General features: G+C 61.9%; 15 protein-coding genes. 10 read left to right on the top strand and 5 right to left on the bottom strand.

Features of this window, described 5'->3' with window-relative positions; translation table 11 throughout:
* Positions 1-105 precede the first annotated feature (105 nt).
* Positions 106-582, bottom strand: a complete 477-nt coding sequence (locus tag HLH21_RS04975; RefSeq protein ID WP_182941911.1) for a VOC family protein — start codon at positions 580-582, stop codon at positions 106-108.
* A gap of 216 nt (positions 583-798) precedes the next feature.
* Here HLH21_RS04975 and HLH21_RS04970 point away from each other — a divergent pair, with 216 nt between their 5' ends.
* Positions 799-1,185 (top strand): MAPEG family protein, encoded by a 387-nt coding sequence (locus HLH21_RS04970; protein ID WP_182941909.1) that lies wholly within the window; start codon positions 799-801, stop codon positions 1,183-1,185.
* Between the two features lie 199 nt (positions 1,186-1,384).
* Positions 1,385-2,779, top strand: a complete 1,395-nt coding sequence (locus HLH21_RS16890; RefSeq protein WP_220789685.1) for a hypothetical protein — start codon at positions 1,385-1,387, stop codon at positions 2,777-2,779.
* Positions 2,780-2,870: 91 nt separating this feature from the next.
* Here the strand turns inward: HLH21_RS16890 and HLH21_RS04955 are convergent, their stop codons facing one another.
* The 4 genes from HLH21_RS04955 to HLH21_RS04940 all read right to left on the bottom strand — a co-directional run bounded on the left by HLH21_RS04955 (position 2,871) and on the right by HLH21_RS04940 (position 8,630).
* Complete coding sequence (locus tag HLH21_RS04955) at positions 2,871-3,551, bottom strand: TetR/AcrR family transcriptional regulator (protein ID WP_264811574.1); 681 nt, start codon at positions 3,549-3,551, stop codon at positions 2,871-2,873.
* A 178-nt stretch (positions 3,552-3,729) separates the two neighbouring features.
* Positions 3,730-5,325, bottom strand: a complete 1,596-nt coding sequence (locus HLH21_RS04950) for an acyl CoA:acetate/3-ketoacid CoA transferase (RefSeq protein ID WP_182941908.1) — start codon at positions 5,323-5,325, stop codon at positions 3,730-3,732.
* A gap of 69 nt (positions 5,326-5,394) precedes the next feature.
* Positions 5,395-6,990, bottom strand: a complete 1,596-nt coding sequence (locus HLH21_RS04945; RefSeq protein ID WP_182941906.1) for a GMC family oxidoreductase — start codon at positions 6,988-6,990, stop codon at positions 5,395-5,397.
* Positions 6,987-8,630: an aldehyde dehydrogenase family protein gene (locus tag HLH21_RS04940; RefSeq protein ID WP_264811573.1), complete on the bottom strand. Its 1,644-nt coding sequence runs from the start codon at positions 8,628-8,630 to the stop codon at positions 6,987-6,989. Before HLH21_RS04940 ends, HLH21_RS04945 begins: the two co-directional genes overlap by 4 nt.
* Positions 8,631-8,969: 339 nt before the next feature.
* Between HLH21_RS04940 and HLH21_RS04935 the strand changes: the two genes are divergently transcribed.
* The 8 genes from HLH21_RS04935 (at position 8,970) to HLH21_RS04900 (ending at position 17,015) form a co-directional block, all read left to right on the top strand.
* Positions 8,970-10,112, top strand: coding sequence for an acyl-CoA dehydrogenase family protein (locus HLH21_RS04935; RefSeq protein ID WP_182941904.1), 1,143 nt, complete (start codon positions 8,970-8,972; stop codon positions 10,110-10,112).
* Positions 10,109-10,876, top strand: a complete 768-nt coding sequence (locus tag HLH21_RS04930) for a 3-ketoacyl-ACP reductase (RefSeq protein WP_182941902.1) — start codon at positions 10,109-10,111, stop codon at positions 10,874-10,876. Before HLH21_RS04935 ends, HLH21_RS04930 begins: the two co-directional genes overlap by 4 nt.
* A 2-nt stretch (positions 10,877-10,878) precedes the next feature.
* On the top strand, positions 10,879-12,042 hold the full coding sequence (locus HLH21_RS04925) for a dihydrodipicolinate synthase family protein (protein ID WP_220789684.1): 1,164 nt from the start codon (positions 10,879-10,881) through the stop codon (positions 12,040-12,042).
* On the top strand, positions 12,035-12,892 hold the full coding sequence (locus tag HLH21_RS04920) for a sugar phosphate isomerase/epimerase family protein (RefSeq protein ID WP_182941898.1): 858 nt from the start codon (positions 12,035-12,037) through the stop codon (positions 12,890-12,892). The genes HLH21_RS04925 and HLH21_RS04920 overlap by 8 nt, the downstream gene beginning before the upstream one ends.
* Positions 12,893-12,908: 16 nt before the next feature.
* The gene (locus HLH21_RS04915) at positions 12,909-13,673 is read left to right on the top strand and encodes an electron transfer flavoprotein subunit beta/FixA family protein (protein WP_182941896.1); all 765 of its coding nucleotides are present in this window, start codon (positions 12,909-12,911) and stop codon (positions 13,671-13,673) included.
* Entirely contained in the window at positions 13,670-14,599 is a 930-nt protein-coding gene (locus HLH21_RS04910; protein WP_182941894.1) for an electron transfer flavoprotein subunit alpha/FixB family protein, read from the top strand. Before HLH21_RS04915 ends, HLH21_RS04910 begins: the two co-directional genes overlap by 4 nt.
* Positions 14,600-14,741: 142 nt before the next feature.
* A complete protein-coding gene (locus HLH21_RS04905) occupies positions 14,742-15,758 on the top strand; it encodes an aldo/keto reductase (RefSeq protein ID WP_182941892.1) in 1,017 nt (338 codons plus the stop codon).
* A 144-nt stretch (positions 15,759-15,902) separates the two neighbouring features.
* Entirely contained in the window at positions 15,903-17,015 is a 1,113-nt protein-coding gene (locus tag HLH21_RS04900) for a sugar ABC transporter substrate-binding protein (protein WP_182941890.1), read from the top strand.
* Positions 17,016-17,060 lie beyond the last annotated feature (45 nt).

The raw sequence follows: 17,060 nt of genomic DNA, 5'->3' as shown, positions 1-17,060 counted from the left end.
GTCATCCTGCCTGCCCCGACGGTCCGAAGCCGGACCGAACATCCACGCAATGGCGATCATCGTCCACCATTTTCTGGATGCCGGTGTCCTCGTACGGCGCGTGGCCTAGGCGCGGAGCGCCGCGGCCTCCAGCCCGGCGATATCGAGCTTCACCATGCCCAGCATCGCCTCGCCGACACGACGGCCCTTTTCACGGTCCGGATCGCCCATCAGCTCGCCCAGCCGTCGCGGCACGACCTGCCAGGACAACCCCCACCGATCCCGCAGCCAGCCACATCGCTCGACCGTTCCGCCATCGCGCAATGCATCCCACAGCCGGTCGATTTCCGCCTGGTCGTCGCATTCGACCATGACCGAAAAGCTGTGATTGAACGAATCGAGCGGGCCGCCCTGCAGGGCCATGTAGCGCTGGTCCCCCAGCGTGAAGGCCGCGATCGCCACGCTGCCGGCCGGCCCGCTGGGGGTGTCGACCGGGATGCTGCTCACCCACTCGATTCGCGATCCGGGAATGAGCGACGCGTAGAAACGGATGGCCGCCTCCATGTCGCGCTGGAACCAGAGGTGCTGGATGATTTTCGCCATCGTCCCCTCCCTTATGCAGGGCCTCTACGCCGGCGCGGGACGTTCGTTCACACATGGCACCGCATAACCCGATCACGATATGGACGCCCGCCCCCTGCGTGCGGCTCTGACGCCACCGTGACCTCGACCGTCGGCATCGGCCGGCGTTGTTCTCACCAGACCCACCATGGGCCCGTGACATTACCATCCTGCTTCCTCGTGCAAGAGTTCCGCGCCATGACCTCCGAACTCTGGGCCCTGCTGTGGGCCGCCATTCTCTGTCTTGTGCTGCCTGCGCTGTATGCGCCGCTCTATTCCCGCCAGGTCGGGCCGGCCGGTATGATCGGCAACCGCGAGGGACTTGCCGAGCCGACAGGGGCCGCGGGACGAGGCCTGCGCGCCCACCGCAACCTGATCGAGAACCTGGTCCCCTTCGCCATCGCCGTGCTGGTCGCGCGGGCCGCCGGCATTTCCAACGGAATGACCGTGCTGGGGGCGTGGCTGTTCCTGGGGGCGCGGGTCGTGCACGCCGCGAGCTACATCGCCGGCATTCCCGGTATCCGCACGCTCGCCTGGGCCACGGGGGTCATCGGCACCGTGCTGATCGTCGTCCAGATCTTCTGAGCGCGTTTCACACCGATCTCCGTCTCGCTCCCTGTCCTTGACAGTGACCTTAAGCCCGCTTTTAAATTCAGAAAATACCATACGCCTTCCGCTAAGTCGGCCGTCGTCGGACGAATATCGCAAATCTTATGGCACAAAATTTGCGTCTTGGCCCTGACAACAGCCGGGGCCGCACGCATCAATGCAACAAGAGCCAAGCATGAAAAAAACGTCCGCTGAATTCGACGTGATCGATTTCGGCAGCCTGCCGGACACGGTCAACGCTCTGTTGCAACAGGGCGTCATCGCCTATCGTGACGATCCTGCCCGCGCCGACGCACTTTTCCGGCAGGCCTTGCAGGCCGCCCCCGCGCAACTGCCCGTCTATTTCTGCCTCTATAAAATCCACACCTACCAGGGCAACCTCGACGAGGCGCAGGCGGTCGCCGAGAACGGTTTGCGGGAGGCCGCGCGCCAGGCCGGGTGGAGTGCCGACTGGCGGCAATGGCGCCCCGAACCAGGGATACCGGACGGCCCCGGACGCTTTGCGCTGTATACGTTAAAGGCGCTCGCCTTTATCAATCTCCGGCAAAACCAGCCTGCCCTGGCAAGGCAAAAACTCGACGCGCTGAAATGCCTCGACCCGGCCGGCCTTGTCGGCTGGCCGGTTATCGCCGCTTTGGCCGACGGCGTCACCCAGGGCGGCACGGCGCAGGATCCGCAATCCGACGCCATGACGCAAAGGCCAAAACCCCTTCTGGACGATTTCCTGCAACCCCATCAGGGGCTTGGCGTCCTGCGGATGGCGGCCTTGCTCGCCGAGGGCGAATGCGCCGCGGAAGAGGACGATCTGGACCGGATGTTCGGACACATGGAAGCGGGCGCGCTGGCCGGCACGCCACCGTCCGAGATCTGGCCGGAACTGGCGCGCGGCCTGATGTCGCCGGCACCGGCGGCGATGCTTCGCACCTTGCGCGATTGCGGTTGCCTCCGGGAGATTCTACCCGAGGTGGCGGCCCTGTTCGGCGTGCCCCATAGCTACGAGGACCTGGGGGAGACCGATCTCGGCACACACATGCTGGCCACGCTGACCGAAGCCGCGCGGCGCCATGCCCCCTTGAGCGTGCGCTTCGCGCTGCTGGTGATGAACATCGGCAAGATCGATTCGCCGCCCGAGCACCTGCCTCACCATTATCGCCACGCCGAGCGCGCGCAACCTCGAATCGAGGCGCTGTGCGACCGTTTCGGCGTACCGCCGGACTGCCGCGCGCTTGCCCTGATGGCCACCACAAGCGTGGAGCGGGTACACCGTGTGTCGGCGGTGCGCGCCGGTCCCGTGGCCGACATGTTGCAGCAGATGGGGGCCTTCGACGCACCGACATTCTATGAATCGCTGATGCTGGTCTGCACCTGCGACTATTGCGCTTATGACGGTCGCTCCGGCCGGGATTATCCAAAAGCGGCATTATTGAAAACCGCGCTGGATGCCTGCGCCGGACTCGTGCCTCCGGATGGTGTCGATGAAAAAAGCCTGGAGGCCCTGCGGGACGCACGCGCCATGGCAATCGCGCTTATATTCCGCTCGTTACGCTGGTCCCCTTACGGCCCCGCATAGACGGATCGCGCCGCGCACAAGCTGTCGGGTCCACGTCGGCGCCTCGGCGCCAGACCGTTCGACCCGCCGCCTGTGCGAAGCAACGATCGGATCATGCCTGAACGATGCGTAAAACACTGTCAACGTTGAACTCAACACGTTTATCCAGCATTTCCGGAGACATGAAATTGCATTTGAAAATAATATTTCCCGTGTATCTATTTGTTATGTAATAATACCCGATTGCCGCAATGGAAATATGCAACTGCATTGCGTCAATTCCCGGCCGGAAAACGCCCTCTTTTTCTCCTCGCTTCAGAAGATTTTCCAGCATACGTAAACGGTTTCGGCTGACACTCCTCAAAACAGCCGATTTCTCCAAATGCACCCCGCGATGCAGATTCTCACTGTTTACGAGAGTTATGAAATCAGGATTATTCAGATAATAATTCCACGTAAATCTCACAAACTGATCCAGGGCCGACTTGGCATCCAGATGGTCAAGGTCAAGCTGTTGTTCTGCCTCATAAAGGCTACTGTAAGCGTCTTCTAAAATTCTCGCAAAAAGAGAATCTTTATTGCCAAAATAATGATAAATCATTCTTTTGTTGGCGTCAGCCTTCTCGGCAATAACATCAACACGCGCGCCGGCAAGCCCATTTGTCGCAAATTCACGTTTGGCCGAAGATAAAATGCGCTTCTGGGTCGCCTCGGCGTCTCTTTTACGTGGGAAGCTTACCGAGTCGGTTTTTTCATCGGAATTTTTCTCCCTCTCCTGACTTTCTTTCAGCACCACACATTCCTTTCGGGGATAGAAATTCCGGTCACGCTATCGCAGGGGTGTCTCGCAACAAGGGCACACGACGGGTCATCCTTTGTAAACCAACAGGATATCTACATACACCCCCACTGCATCCCGTCACGTGCCCATCGCAGATGACCCGGGGTCGGGGAGACGCGTGGTTGCCCCCTCAGGCGGCAACCTGCCTCTCCGGCTTGAGCGACGGCATCCTGCCATCAGGCCGAAAGAGTGCCGCATCCATCGGACGCACGTCCGGCGAGACAAGAAGCGTTGTCTCGGCCTGGTCGAGAATCTGCGTCTGCAGGTCGATGCCGGGTGCGATTTCGGTGACCATAAGCCCGTCGGGCGTCAGTTTCATCACGCAGCGTTCGGTAACATACATCACCTGCTGGCCCTGCTCCACGGCGCGCCTGCCGGAAAACGAAACCTGTTCCAGCTGATCGACGATCTTCGCGACCTTTCCTTCACGGTCGATGGACACCTTCCCGTCTGTCACACTCAGCTTGGCGCCGGCGTTGAAATAGCCGGTGAAGATGATGCGGCGCGCGCGCGAGGTGATATCGACAAAGCCGCCCGATCCGGCGGTCACATGCGGCCGCGCCGAGAGTTTCGACACATTGACCGAGCCATTGCGATCGATCTGCAGGAACGACAGAAGCGAGACATCGAATCCCCCCGCCTGGAAATAGGTGAACTGATGCGGTGAAGCGACGAAGGCCTCGGCATTGGACGAACATCCGAACTTGAAGTCCAGCAGGGGAACGCCGCCGACCGCGCCCTGTTCGATCACCCACGTCACGTCGCCATGGCGCCCTTCTTCCAGCAGCACGCGCGGGACGGTCGCGCAGATGCCGAAGCCGATATTGACCGCCCATCCGCTCTGCAGCTCACATGCGACGCGGCGCGCCATGACTTTCGCGATGTCGAACGGCGGCAGGTCGAAACTGTCGAGCGGCCGGAAGATTTCGCCGGAAATCGCCGGATCATACGGGGTTGCCGTAGTCTGCAACTGCTCCGGGGCCTCGACCACGTAATCGACCAGAATGCCCGGCACGCGCACGTCATGCGGCTTGAGCGTGCCGGACTGGGCGACGCGCTTGACCTGCGCGATCACCATGCCGCCATTGTTGTGCGCCGCAAGGGCGAGTTCCATCGCGCCGAGATAGGCGCCTTCGTTTTCAAAGGTCAGGTTGCCGCGTTCGTCGGCGGTGCTCGCCCGGATAAGCGCGACGTCAGGGCGTAGCGCGCGGAAATACAGCCAGTCCTCGCCCTCGAACGCGATGCGGCGCACGATGGGCTTCTCGCGCGCCGCATCGTTCATCGCGCAGCCTTCCTGATCCGGATCGACAAACGTATCCACACCGACCTGCGTCATCACGCCGGGACGTTTGGCTGCGCCCTCGCGCAGAAGATCGAAAATGATGCCGCTGGGCACGTTATAGGCCGCGACCTCGTTCCGCGCGATCATCTGGCGAATCACCGGCGGTTCCGCGCCCGACGGGCCGGACGGGTAGGATCCACCGATGATGGTCGAAATCAGGCCGGGTTGCGCCAGATGATCGACCCCCTTGGTGCCGAACATGTCGCCCGCCGCGATCGGATGGATCATGGTGACGTTTTTCGGCGCGCCATGGGTCCGGTACTGCTCGCCGATCGCCGCGAGCATGGCGTCGGGGCAGCAGAGACCGCTGGACGAATTGACCGCGATGACGGCGCCATCTTTAATCAGCTTTGCGACGTCTGCGGCACGCTTGACTTTCGACATGGTGCTTCTCTCAATAAACTATCTGGTTAGATACGTCGTGGTCCGGGCGCATTGAAATCCGATCCGTTCCTATGCGTTGCCCCGGATCAGGTCGGCTGCACGCTCGGCAATCATGATGGTCGGCGCGTTGGTGTTGGAACCGATGAGCGACGGCATGACCGAACTGTCGCAGATGCGTATGCCATCCAGCCCATGGATCCGAAGCTGCGAATCAACAACAGCCATGGGATCCTTGCCCATCTTGCAGGTGCAGGTGGGGTGATAGGATGTCCGGCCATATTGCCGGGCGTACTCCTCATAAGTCTTCGTCGTCGGCCTGACCTCGTCAAAAAAACTGATCGACTTGATGTATTTCTGCAAGGATGGCCGCCGGAATATCTCCTCGCTGATCTTCACCCCCTCGGCCGAGATGCGAAGATCGTCGGGATCGGCCAGGAAGTTGGGATCGACGATCGGTGCGTCCCGTGGATCGGACGAACGTAGCGTCACGGTGCCGCGCGATTTCGGGCGCAACGTATAGCTGTTGAGCGTAATGCCCGACCTGCCCTTCGGCACCGAGACGACCCCCGCTTCCGCGCCGGAGCCGGCCAGGAAGTGGAATTGCAGATCGGGGCAGCGCGCATTGCGGTCGGCATACCAGAACGCACCGCCTTCCACGACATTGGAGGTCAGCGGCCCCGAACCGAACAGGGCATATTGCAGGCCGGCCCACATCATCCACGGGTATTTGCTGTATCGGTTGTAGCTCTCGTGGCCTTTCAGTTCGGCTACGATGTCCACCCCGAAATGGTCCTGCAGATTCTGGCCGACGCCCGGCAGGTCGTGCACCACGGGCACACTGTGGGCCTTCAGATGCGCGGCCGGCCCGATGCCCGACAGCATCAGAAGCTTCGGCGTGCCGATGGCGCCGGAGGTGACGATGACCTCCCTGTCCGCGCGCGCGACCTGAATCTGCCCCTTCACCGCATAGACGACGCCCGTCGCGCGCTTTCCATCGAACAGGATACGCAGGACCTGCGCGTCGGTGATGACGCGCAGGTTGGTCCGATGCAGGGCCGGACGCAGATACGCGACCGCCGCCGAGCAGCGCCGGTTGTCGCGGACCGTCAACTGGTAGATGCCCGTCCCTTCCTGCCTTGGGCCATTGAAATCGGGATTATACGGGATGCCGTATTCCTGGCAGCTCTGCACGAAGGCGCGGCTGACGGGATTGGGCGAGGACAGGTTTGAAACGCCCAGGGGGCCGCTCGTCCCATGCCACTCGCCCGACAGGATCGTGTTGCCTTCGGAGCGAATGAAATATTTCCGGATGTCGTTGAACGCCCAGCCTTCCGCGCCTTCTTCCGCCCAGCGGTCATAGTCCGAAGGGTGACCACGGGTGTAGACCTCGGCATTGATCGAAGATCCACCGCCCAGAACCCTGGCCTGCACATAAGGAATTTCCCGATTGTTGGCGTGCTTCTGCGGCGCCGTCACCAGCCCCCAGGTCAGGGGGCCGGTGGTCATTTTCGCAAAGCCGATGGGGATATGGATCAAAGGGTTGGTATCGCGTTTCCCGGCCTCGATCATGCACACGCGGGCGGATGGATTTTCCGACAGCAGGGCCGCCAGGACGCAGCCGGCCGATCCCCCGCCGACGACGAGATAGTCGTAGCTTTCGGTCATGATTCGATCCAACGCGTCCGTGGGCCGATTTCCATATGGACGGCCTTGACCTGAGTATATTCCTCCACCCCCATGAGCCCGGCCTCACGCCCCCAGCCCGACTGCTTGAAGCCGCCGGCCGGCGTTTCCGGTCCGCCCGCCATGATGGTGTTGACCCAGAACCGCCCGGCCTGCACACGGCGCGTGACGGTCAGCGCCTTGTCCAGGTTGCTGGTCCAGACCGACGCGGCAAGCCCGTAGACCGTGTCATTGGCCAGCGCGATCGCCTCCTCGGCCGTATCGAAGTGGAAGGAGGACAGCACGGGACCGAAGATTTCGTCGCGGGCGATCGCCATGGACGGTGTCACGTCCGAAAACAGCGTCGGCTGGATGAACTGGCCGCGTCCAAGGTCGAGCGCGCCCCCGCCCTGGACGATTTTCGCGCCTTCCTGCCTGCCCTTTTCGATATATCCCAAAATGGTCTCGTTCTGTGCGCTGGTCGTGATGGCGCCGATCTGGGTGCGCGGATCAAGCGGATCGCCGACGCGGATATGCGCCATTTTTTCCGCCAGAATGCGCTCGAACTCCGCAGCGACGGAGCGTTCGACGATCAGGCGGCTCGAAGAAACGCAACATTGCCCGGTATTGAAGCTGATGCCGAAGGCCGCGCCGTCGGCCGCATCATCGAGGTTGGAATCGGCAAAGACGATGATCGGGTTCTTGCCGCCCAGTTCCAGGCCCAGCTTTTTCAGGTTGCTGGCCGCCGAAGCCTGCACGCACGTACGACCGACAGCGGTCGAGCCCGTGAAGGACAGCATGTCCACGTCGGGATGTTCGGCCAGCGCCTGTCCGATCACGCGGCCTGCGCCGGTCACGACATTGTAAACCCCGGCCGGAAGTCCAGCCTTTTCCAGGATATCCGCCAGAATCAGGGTCGTGGCGCTGGTCACCTCGGCCGGCTTGACCACCAGGGTGCAGCCCGAGGCCAGAATGAACGGCACACGCTCGCACAGGATCAGGAAAGGGAAATTCCAGGGCGTGATGAGCCCGACAACGCCGATCGGCTCGCGCAGGACCATGCCGAAGAGCGTGTCGCCCATGTTATTGAAACTGTCACCGCGCAGCAGCCGCGCGGCGCCGGCCGCCACCTCGAAGCAGGCGATGCAGTGGTCGATCTCGCCCTTCGCCTGGCTGATGGGCTTGCCATTTTCAAGCACCTCCCACAGTGCGATCTCCTCGCGGCGCTCGCGCAGCCCCTCGGCGGCGCGCAGCAGCACAGCCGCGCGTGCGGCGCCGGGGATGCGGCTCCAGCGTCCAGACTCGAACGCACGGCGGGCCGCGGCCACGGCGTCGTCCAGGTCCTGCCGGGTGCAGCGCGCGGTGCGCGTCACCAGACGGTCGTGGGCGGGTGAGTACCGGTCCTGACGGTCGCTGGCCTGGCGCCACTGCCCGTCAATGTAAAAACCGAAATCGCGTGGAATTTCCGGAAATGCAGTGCTGTGATCCAGTTCGGCCATTGATGGCTTCTCCAGTTTTGACGCCGTCGGTGCCCCGATGGCGGATGTGGACTTAGACTGCTGGTCTGATGCGTCTTGCCGGTCGTCCGGCCTGCTCGGTAAACGAAGGGTCAGCTCTGCCGTTTCGACATTCTTAAATTGCACGCGTGAGTCATGGGCCGACGTTCCGCTTCTTTATTTTGCATCCCGTCGTTTTTCCTGCGGGATAGCATCTTATTCTTGAACGACCGTCTCCGGATGCACCAACCGGTTACTCAGTGATAGGCCCGACTCCATTCGCTGCAAAACTCACATTATCGTGAACTCTATCAGCCTCACAGCACCGTCCGCGGTCGTGGATGCGCGCCCGATCACAAGACACCGATCCGTGATATTTGACGAAAATATGTGGGACGTTGGAAAGAGCCATCGCTTTTTTCCTTGAACGGGGACCGGTGGTTATATATGTAACCGGTTAGTGCATAAAAGAGCTGGAATGCCGGGATGTATTTGAACGAAATGCAGGCACAGGTGCGCGACACCGCGCAGGCTTTTGCCGATGAAGTTATCCGCCCCGCCGCCGAGGCCCTGGACCGGGAAGAACGCTTTCCGTCTGAAATATATGACGAAATGGCCAAGGTCGGGCTGTTCGGCGTCGGCGTGCCCGAATCTCTCGGGGGGCCAGGCTTCGACACCCTGACCTATGCCGTGGTGATGGAGGAGCTGTCGCGCGGCTATGCCAGCATCGCGGATCAGTGCGGTCTGGTGGAACTGATCTCGACACTTCTGGTGCGGCACGGAACGGAACGTCAAACCGGTATGCTGCCCGAAATCCTCGCGATGAAACGCAAGGTGGCGTACTGCATCACCGAGCCCGAGGCAGGCACCGACGTATCGGGCATTCGCACCACCGCCGAGAAGGATGGCGACGGCTGGGTGCTGAACGGCGGCAAGATCTGGATCCACAACGCGCCGGTGGCCGATACCGGCTTCGTCCTGGCGCGGACCGACAAGGCCGCCGGCAACCGCGGCATGTCCATCTTCATCGTTGACCTGCACGCGCAGGGCGTCGAACGCGGCCCCAAGGAACACAAGATGGGGCAGCGCGCCAGCCAGGTCGGCGGCCTGTCGTTCTCCGATGTCCGGCTTGGGGCTGACGCGCTGCTGGGCGAAGCAGGGCGCGGCTTTCACATGATGATGAGCGTGCTGGACAAGGGCCGTGTGGGTATCGCGGCTCTTGCGACCGGCATCGCGCAGGCCGGGCTGGAGGCCGCTGTCGAATATGCCGGCGTACGCAAGCAGTTCGACAAGAAAATTGCCGAATTCCAGGGCGTGCAGTGGCTTCTGGCCGACATGGCCAAGGATATCGAGGCCGCGCGCCTGCTGGTCCATTCGGCGGCGGTCAAGATCGACCAGGGGCTGGATGCCACGAAGGCGTGTTCCATGGCGAAATGCTTCGCCGGTGACATGGCGGTGGCGCGGACGTCCGATGCGGTGCAGGTGTTCGGCGGCTCGGGCTATATCCGTGGCTTCGAGGTCGAGCGCCTTTATCGGGACGCCAAGATCACGCAGATCTATGAAGGCACGAATCAGATCCAGCGCATGATTATCGCGCGCGAACTGATGAAGAAAGGCGCGCGCGCATGAGACAGGTTGCGCTGGTCACCGGCGCCTCGCGCGGGATCGGCCTGGCGGCGGCCGAGGCGCTGGCGCGAAGCGGCTTTGCGATCGCCCTGAACGGTCTGCTGGACGATGCCGCACTGCGCGATGCGGTTCGGCGCCTGGAAGCGCAGGGCGTCCCGGTCATGGCGGCGGCGTTCGATGTCAGCGACACAACCCTTCACGCCGAGTGGCTGGCGCGGATCGAGGATACCCTTGGCCCGCTCACCACGCTCGTCAACAATGCCGGGGTCGGGGTCTTGCGCCGTGGCGATCTGCTGGATGTGACCGAGGAGAGCTGGGACCGCTGCCTGAGCGTCAATGCCAAGGCCCTGTTCTTTCTCTCGCAGGCCTTTGCTCGCCGCCTGGTGTCGCGCGCGCGGCCCGAGACGCTATTCCATTCCATAGTGAACGTCACCTCGTCGAACGCACGGGCCGTGGCGGTCCAGCGTTCCGAATATTGCGCGTCCAAGGCGGCCGCGGCCATGGTGTCCATGGCGTTCGCCGTGCGGCTGGGACCGGAAAATATCGCGGTCTATGACGTCCAGCCCGGGCTGATCGCCACCGACATGACCGCGTCTGTGATCGAGACATATCGCCAGCGCGCGGCGAACGGGCTGACGCTCATGCCCCGTGTGGGCGAGCCCGCCGACATGGGCTGCATCATCGCGACGCTTGCATCGGGGAAACTTCCCTACACCACGGGCCAGGTAATCTCGGCCGATGCCGGACTGCTTGTCCCCCGATTCTGAGAATGACCATGAAAATCGCCCTTCCTGACGAAACAGGCCGGAAAAGCGAATACCGGCTCGCCGGAAAGCCGATGGCCCAGGCGTGTCTGCCGGCTGATCCGGCGCGTATCGTCTATTCCGCCGCCCACGTCGTTGCCGATCCTTTTTCGGCTGCCGCCCCCTCGGGCCAGGCGGCGATCGACTGGGAAAAGACCATGGAATTCCGGCGCTATCTCGCGGGCATGGGCCTGGGGATTGCCGAAGCGATGGACACCGCCCAACGCGGCATGGGCCTTGACTGGCCCCGGTCGCTGGACCTTATCCGCCGGACCCGTTCGGAACTGCCGGACGCGCTGGTGGCGAACGGCTGCGGCACCGACCATCTGGATCTGTGCCAGGTATCCACTGTTGACGACGTCATCCGGGGCTACATGCTGCAGGCCGAGGCGATCCAGGCATTGGGCGGCCGGCTGATCCTGATGGCGAGCCGCGCCCTTGCCCGCGTGGCAAGAGGTCCCGACGATTACAGACGCGTCTACCGTCAGGTGCTGTCGAACAGCGATCAGCCGGTCATCCTGCACTGGCTGGGCGAGATGTTCGACCCGGCCCTGGAAGGCTATTGGGGCAGCCAGGATTTTGACGCCGCGCTGGAGACGGTCCTGTCCATCATCGAGGAAAGCCGGGACCGCGTCGACGGAATCAAGATTTCCCTTCTCGACAAGGACAAGGAAATCCGCCTGCGACGGCGTCTGCCTGCGGGCGTTCGCATGTATACCGGAGACGACTTCAATTATCCCGAGCTGATCGAAGGCGACGCCCAGGGCTTCAGCCATGCCCTTCTGGGTATTTTCGACCCGATCGCGGTGGCGGCGGTGACGGCGGTCAGGCAACTGGGCGAAGGCGACGCCGCGGGGTTCCGCGCAACGCTCGATCCGACCGTGCCGCTGGCGCGCCTCATTTTCCGGGCCCCCACCCAGTATTACAAGACCGGAGTCGTCTTCCTGGCGTGGCTGAATGGGTTCCAGGACCATTTCATCATGCTGAACGGCGCGCAATCCATGCGCCCGCTGCCGGACTTCGTCGATATCTTCCGCCTGGCCGACGGCTGCGGCCTGCTGCGGGACCCGGACCTTGCCGTGAAGCGCATGAAAACGCTTCTGGCGCTGTATGGCGCAAGTGATGCGTGACTTCCGCCATGACCACACCGCACTGGCGCTGAATACCGCCACGCTTGGTCACAATGTCGAAGGTGCCGGCGCCGGCTGGTCACCCGAACGCGTCATCGACGCCTGTGCCGAACGCGGTATCGGCGGCATCGTCTTCTGGCGTCGGGAACTGGCGGGGCGGGCGGCCGCCATCGGCGACTATGCCCGTCGATCCGGGATAGAGGTCGTCGGCCTGTGTCGTACCCCCTTCCTGGTCGGGCCGCTTGCCGAACGGGATGGCACGGCGATTGCCGACGATTTCCGCCGCGCGATCGACCAGGCGGCGGCGGTCGGCGCACCGGTGCTGACGATCGTCACGGGCGGCGTCGCCCCCGGGACCAAAGGCATGGGCGAGAGCCTGAAAATCGTCGCGGAGCGGGTGGCCAACGCGCTGCCGTGGGCCCGCGAGGCCGGCGTGAAACTGGCGCTTGAGCCACTGCACCCGGTGTATGGCGGAAACCGGTCCTGCCTCGTGACGACGCGCGAGGCGCTCGACCTGTGCGACTGGATCGACGATGAGGCGCTGGGTGTCGCCATCGACATCTACCATGTCTGGTGGGACGGCGATTTGCCCAGGCAGATCACCCGCGCCGGGCGCCGTATCCTCGGCTTTCATCTGTGCGACTGGCTGGCCGACACCGCCGACGTGCTTCTCGATCGCGGCATGATGGGTGACGGCGTGGCCGATATCAGAGGGATCCGTGCCGCCGTGGAGGCCGCAGGGTACCGGAGTTTCTGCGAAGTCGAAATTTTTTCCGCCGACAACTGGTGGAAGCGCGATCCGGCCGACGTTCTGGACGTGATGGTCGAACGGTTTCGCACTGTCTGCTGAACAAACAGGATCTGTCATGAAACTTCTTGTTCCTGTCAAACGTGTGGTTGACTACAACGTGAAAATCCGGGTCAACCCCGACGGTAGCGGCGTTGAAACATCCAACGTCAAGATGTCGATGAATCCGTTCGACGAAATCGCCCTCGAGGAAGCCGTGCGGATGAAGGAGAAAGGAGTGGCCAGCGAGGTCGTCGCCATCTCCATCGGTACGCAGCAGGCGAAGGAGACGCTGCGAACGGCGCTGGCCCTGGGCGCGGATCGCGCCATCCTGGTGGACGCCACATCCGATATGAAACAGGATATCGAACCACTTCTGGTGGCGAAGATCCTGGCGAAAATCGTCGCGGAGGAAAAACCCGATCTTGTCATTGCCGGCAAGCAGGCCATCGACAACGACATGAATGCCACCGGGCAGATGCTCGCGGGCCTCCTGGGGTGGGGGCAGGCGACCTTTGCCTCGGCGATCGAGATCTCGGCGGGCAGTGCCGTGGTCACGCGTGAAATTGACGGTGGCCTGCAGGTCATCAAGGTGGCTCTGCCGGCCGTCATCACGACGGATCTTCGCCTGAACGAACCGCGCTACATCTCGCTTCCCAGCATCATGAAGGCGAAGAAAAAGCCACTGGAAGAAAAAAGCCTCGCCGATTTTGGTGTCGACCCGACACCGCGCCTGCGCGTCATCCACACCGACGAACCGAAGCAGAGAAGTGCCGGCATGCGTGTCGGGTCGGTCGATGAACTGATCGAAAAATTGAAAAACGAAGCGGGAGTCCTGTCATGACCGTCCTGTTGCTTGCCGAAATCAGCCAGGGCCATCTGGTGACCGATCACGTTGCGCGCGCGCTCAGTGCCGTATCGGCGCTGGGCGAAGTGGATGTGCTGATTGCGACGGATGAAGCCGGCGCGGACGCGGCCGCGCAGGCGGCCAGGCTTCGTGGGGTCAGGAAAGTCCTGCTCTGCGAGGCGCCCTGCCTCGCGCATGGCCTGGCCGAGCCTGTCGCGGCCCTCGTCCGGTCGGTTGCCGAAAATTATTCACACATCGTGGCCCCCGCCGCCACCTACGGCAAGAATATCCTGCCGCGCGTCGCCGCCCTTCTGGACGTGATGGTGATTTCCGACGTGACCGCCCTGAAGGATCCTGAAACGTTCGAACGCCCGATCTATGCCGGCAATGCCGTACAGCAGGTTGTTTCCAGCGACCCGATCAAGATTTTCACCGTGCGGACGACATCGTTTCCGCCGGCGCCGGAAGGCGGAAGCGCGTCCGTCGAGGTCATTTCGGCGCCTGCCGATCCTCACCTCTCGGCCTGGGTGGAAGACCGCATCGTCGTGACGGAACGGCCTGAACTGACATCGGCAAAGCGGGTCGTGTCCGGCGGTCGCGGGCTGGGGTCGAAGCAGAACTTCGATGCCATCATTCATCTGGCCGACAAGATCGGCGCCGCCGTGGGGGCAAGTCGCGCCGCCGTCGATCTGGGATATGCGCCGAACGACTGGCAGGTCGGCCAGACCGGCAAAATCGTGGCGCCCGAACTTTATGTGGCTGTCGGCATTTCAGGGGCAATCCAGCATCTGGCCGGCATGAAGGATTCGAAGATCATCGTCGCGATCAACAAGGACGAGGACGCCCCCATCCTCAAGGTGGCCGACTATGCACTGGTCGGCGACCTGTTCACGATCATTCCCGAATTATCGCAAAAGATTTAAAGGACCATCGTCTTACGCAATGCCAATTCCGTGGGGGTTTGGATCCCACCACATAAAGCGGCGTGACCGATATAATCGCTATGCTTGTCCAAAAAAAAACGCCGGGTCGGGCATTCCCACCGGCATAAAAGGATGACAAGTCATGAAGCCTTGGGAAAAACGCCGCTTCGGCCGCTGCGGGTTCGATGTTACCGCATTTGCGTTCGGCACCGCGCCCATCGGAAACTTCCTGCACGAAATGGACGAACAGGTTGCGGCCGACATGATCGCACATGCATGGAATGCCGGCGTGCGTCTTTACGACACGGCGCCGATGTATGGTCACGGTCTTGCCGAACTTCGTCTGGGACATGCCCTGCGATGGAAAAGGCGGGACGAGTTTGTCGTGGCGTCCAAGGTCGGTCGTGTGCTGCATGCGGCACGACGTTCCGAAGTGGCGTTTGCACCATGGTGCAACGCGGCGCCGAACCAGATGACCTTCGACTACAGCTATGACGGCACGATGCGCTCGTTTGAGGATTCGCTTCAGCGTCTGGCGCTGGAATATCTCGATATTGTCCTGATCCATGATATCGACCGTTTCACCCATGGCGACGCCCAGCCCGTCATGTTCGAAAACGCAATGGATGGCGCCTGGCGGGCTCTGGAGCGCCTACGGTCGGAAGGCCTGGTCAAGGCCATCGGCGTGGGTGTCAATGAATGGCAGGTCTGCCACGAAGCGCTGAAGCGTCGTGATTTCGACTGCTTCCTTCTGGCGGGCCGATACACCCTGCTTGAGCAGGACGCGTTGGACGAATTCCTGCCCTTGTGCGAGGAACGGGACGCTGCGGTGCTTGTCGGGGGCGGTTTCAATTCGGGCATTCTGGCAACCGGCGCGGTGTCGGGCGCCAAATATAATTATTCGCCGGCTCCTGATGATATTTTGCAAAAAGTAGCCCGGATCGAGCAGGTCTGTCGCAAGCACGATGTGCCGCTGCCGGCGGCCGCGCTGCAATTCGTCGTCGCCCATCCCGCCATTCCGGCGTTCTGCGCGGGAACAAGGACGGTGCGCCAACTGGAACAGAACCTCGACTGGTTCAACCTGCCAATTCCAGCTTCTTTCTGGCACGAACTCAAGGCCTGCGGTCTGCTGCGGGAAAACGCCCCCATTCCGGACTGACGCTGTCCTGGGTGTCACGCGGGTGTGTGTCCAAGACAATTGACCGCCCCGCAGAGCGTATGTAACTATCCGGAGCATAAAAAGAGCGCCGGGTGTGCGGACCGCATGGGTCCTCCCCCACAAAGAAGCGCCCTGGAGACAGACATGTCGTTCATAAAAAATCATATCGCGCAGCAGACGCTTAATCGGCGCAAGATGCTGCTTCTTTCGGCATATGGGCTATGCGGCGCGGCGTTCGGGGCCTCGGTGCGGCCGGGGCGCGCGGCGCCGGCGCCGCGCGACATCAAGGTGGCATGGAGTTACCGCGACCGGACGAATCCTTACTGGAACGGGATCGTTTCCGGAGGGGAGGCATTTGTCGAAAGCCTCGGATGGTCTCGTGGCGACATGATTAATTTGATTAACGGAGGATCCAGCGAAAAATCGCTTTCCGACGTCAAATCGCTTCTTTCACGCTATGGAAACAAGACCGCCCTGGCGATTGATCCGAACGACATGCCGAATTGCCGCCCGGTCGTCGAAGCGGTGAGCCAGACGGGGGCATATGTTTCGACCATCTGGAACAAGACCGACGATCTGCACCCATGGGATTTCGGGGATAATTATGTGTCGCACATGACCTGGTCCGACGTGCAGCCGTCCGAACAGACCGCCCGGGTCCTGTTCGACGCCATGGGAGGAAAGGGCGGAGTCGTACACCTTGGCGGTATCGCCTCCAACAATCCAGCGATCGAGCGTCTCAAGGGACTGAAAAATGCGCTGAAGGCCTACCCGAATATCGAACTTCTGGCGGTGCAGGCCGCGGATTGGGACACGCAAAAGGCAAACCAGGTCATGTCCGGGTTCCTGACCCGCTACGGCGACGCGATCAAGGGCGTGCACTGCGCGAGCGACACCATGGCGTATGGTGTCATCGAGGCTCTGCTGGCGGAGGGTGCCGGAAATATTCCGGTGGTGTCCTACGATGGCAATCCCCAGGCGGTGCAGATGGTGACGCAGGGAAAGCTTCTGGCGACCGTCTTCACCAATCCGCATTGGGCCGGAGGAATTACGGCGTCGCTCGCCTATCACGCGGCCATCGGCAGTTTCAGGCCATCGCAGGAGCCCAGGGAACATCGAGAATTTTATGGACCGGCCACAGTGGTCACCACCAGCGACGCGAAGGATTTCAAGGCCAAATACATAGATTCCAATCCGCAATATAACTGGAACGATTTCTGGTCTCTGGCAAAGGGGCCGATCAAATACGACACCTGATTTTCTTCTGACGATTTATATTTGAAATTTTCCGACGAAAGTTTT

The sequence above is a fragment of the Gluconacetobacter johannae genome (assembly GCF_014174305.1).
Taxonomy (GTDB): domain Bacteria; phylum Pseudomonadota; class Alphaproteobacteria; order Acetobacterales; family Acetobacteraceae; genus Gluconacetobacter; species Gluconacetobacter johannae.
This window is presented reverse-complemented; position numbering and strand designations above follow the sequence as displayed.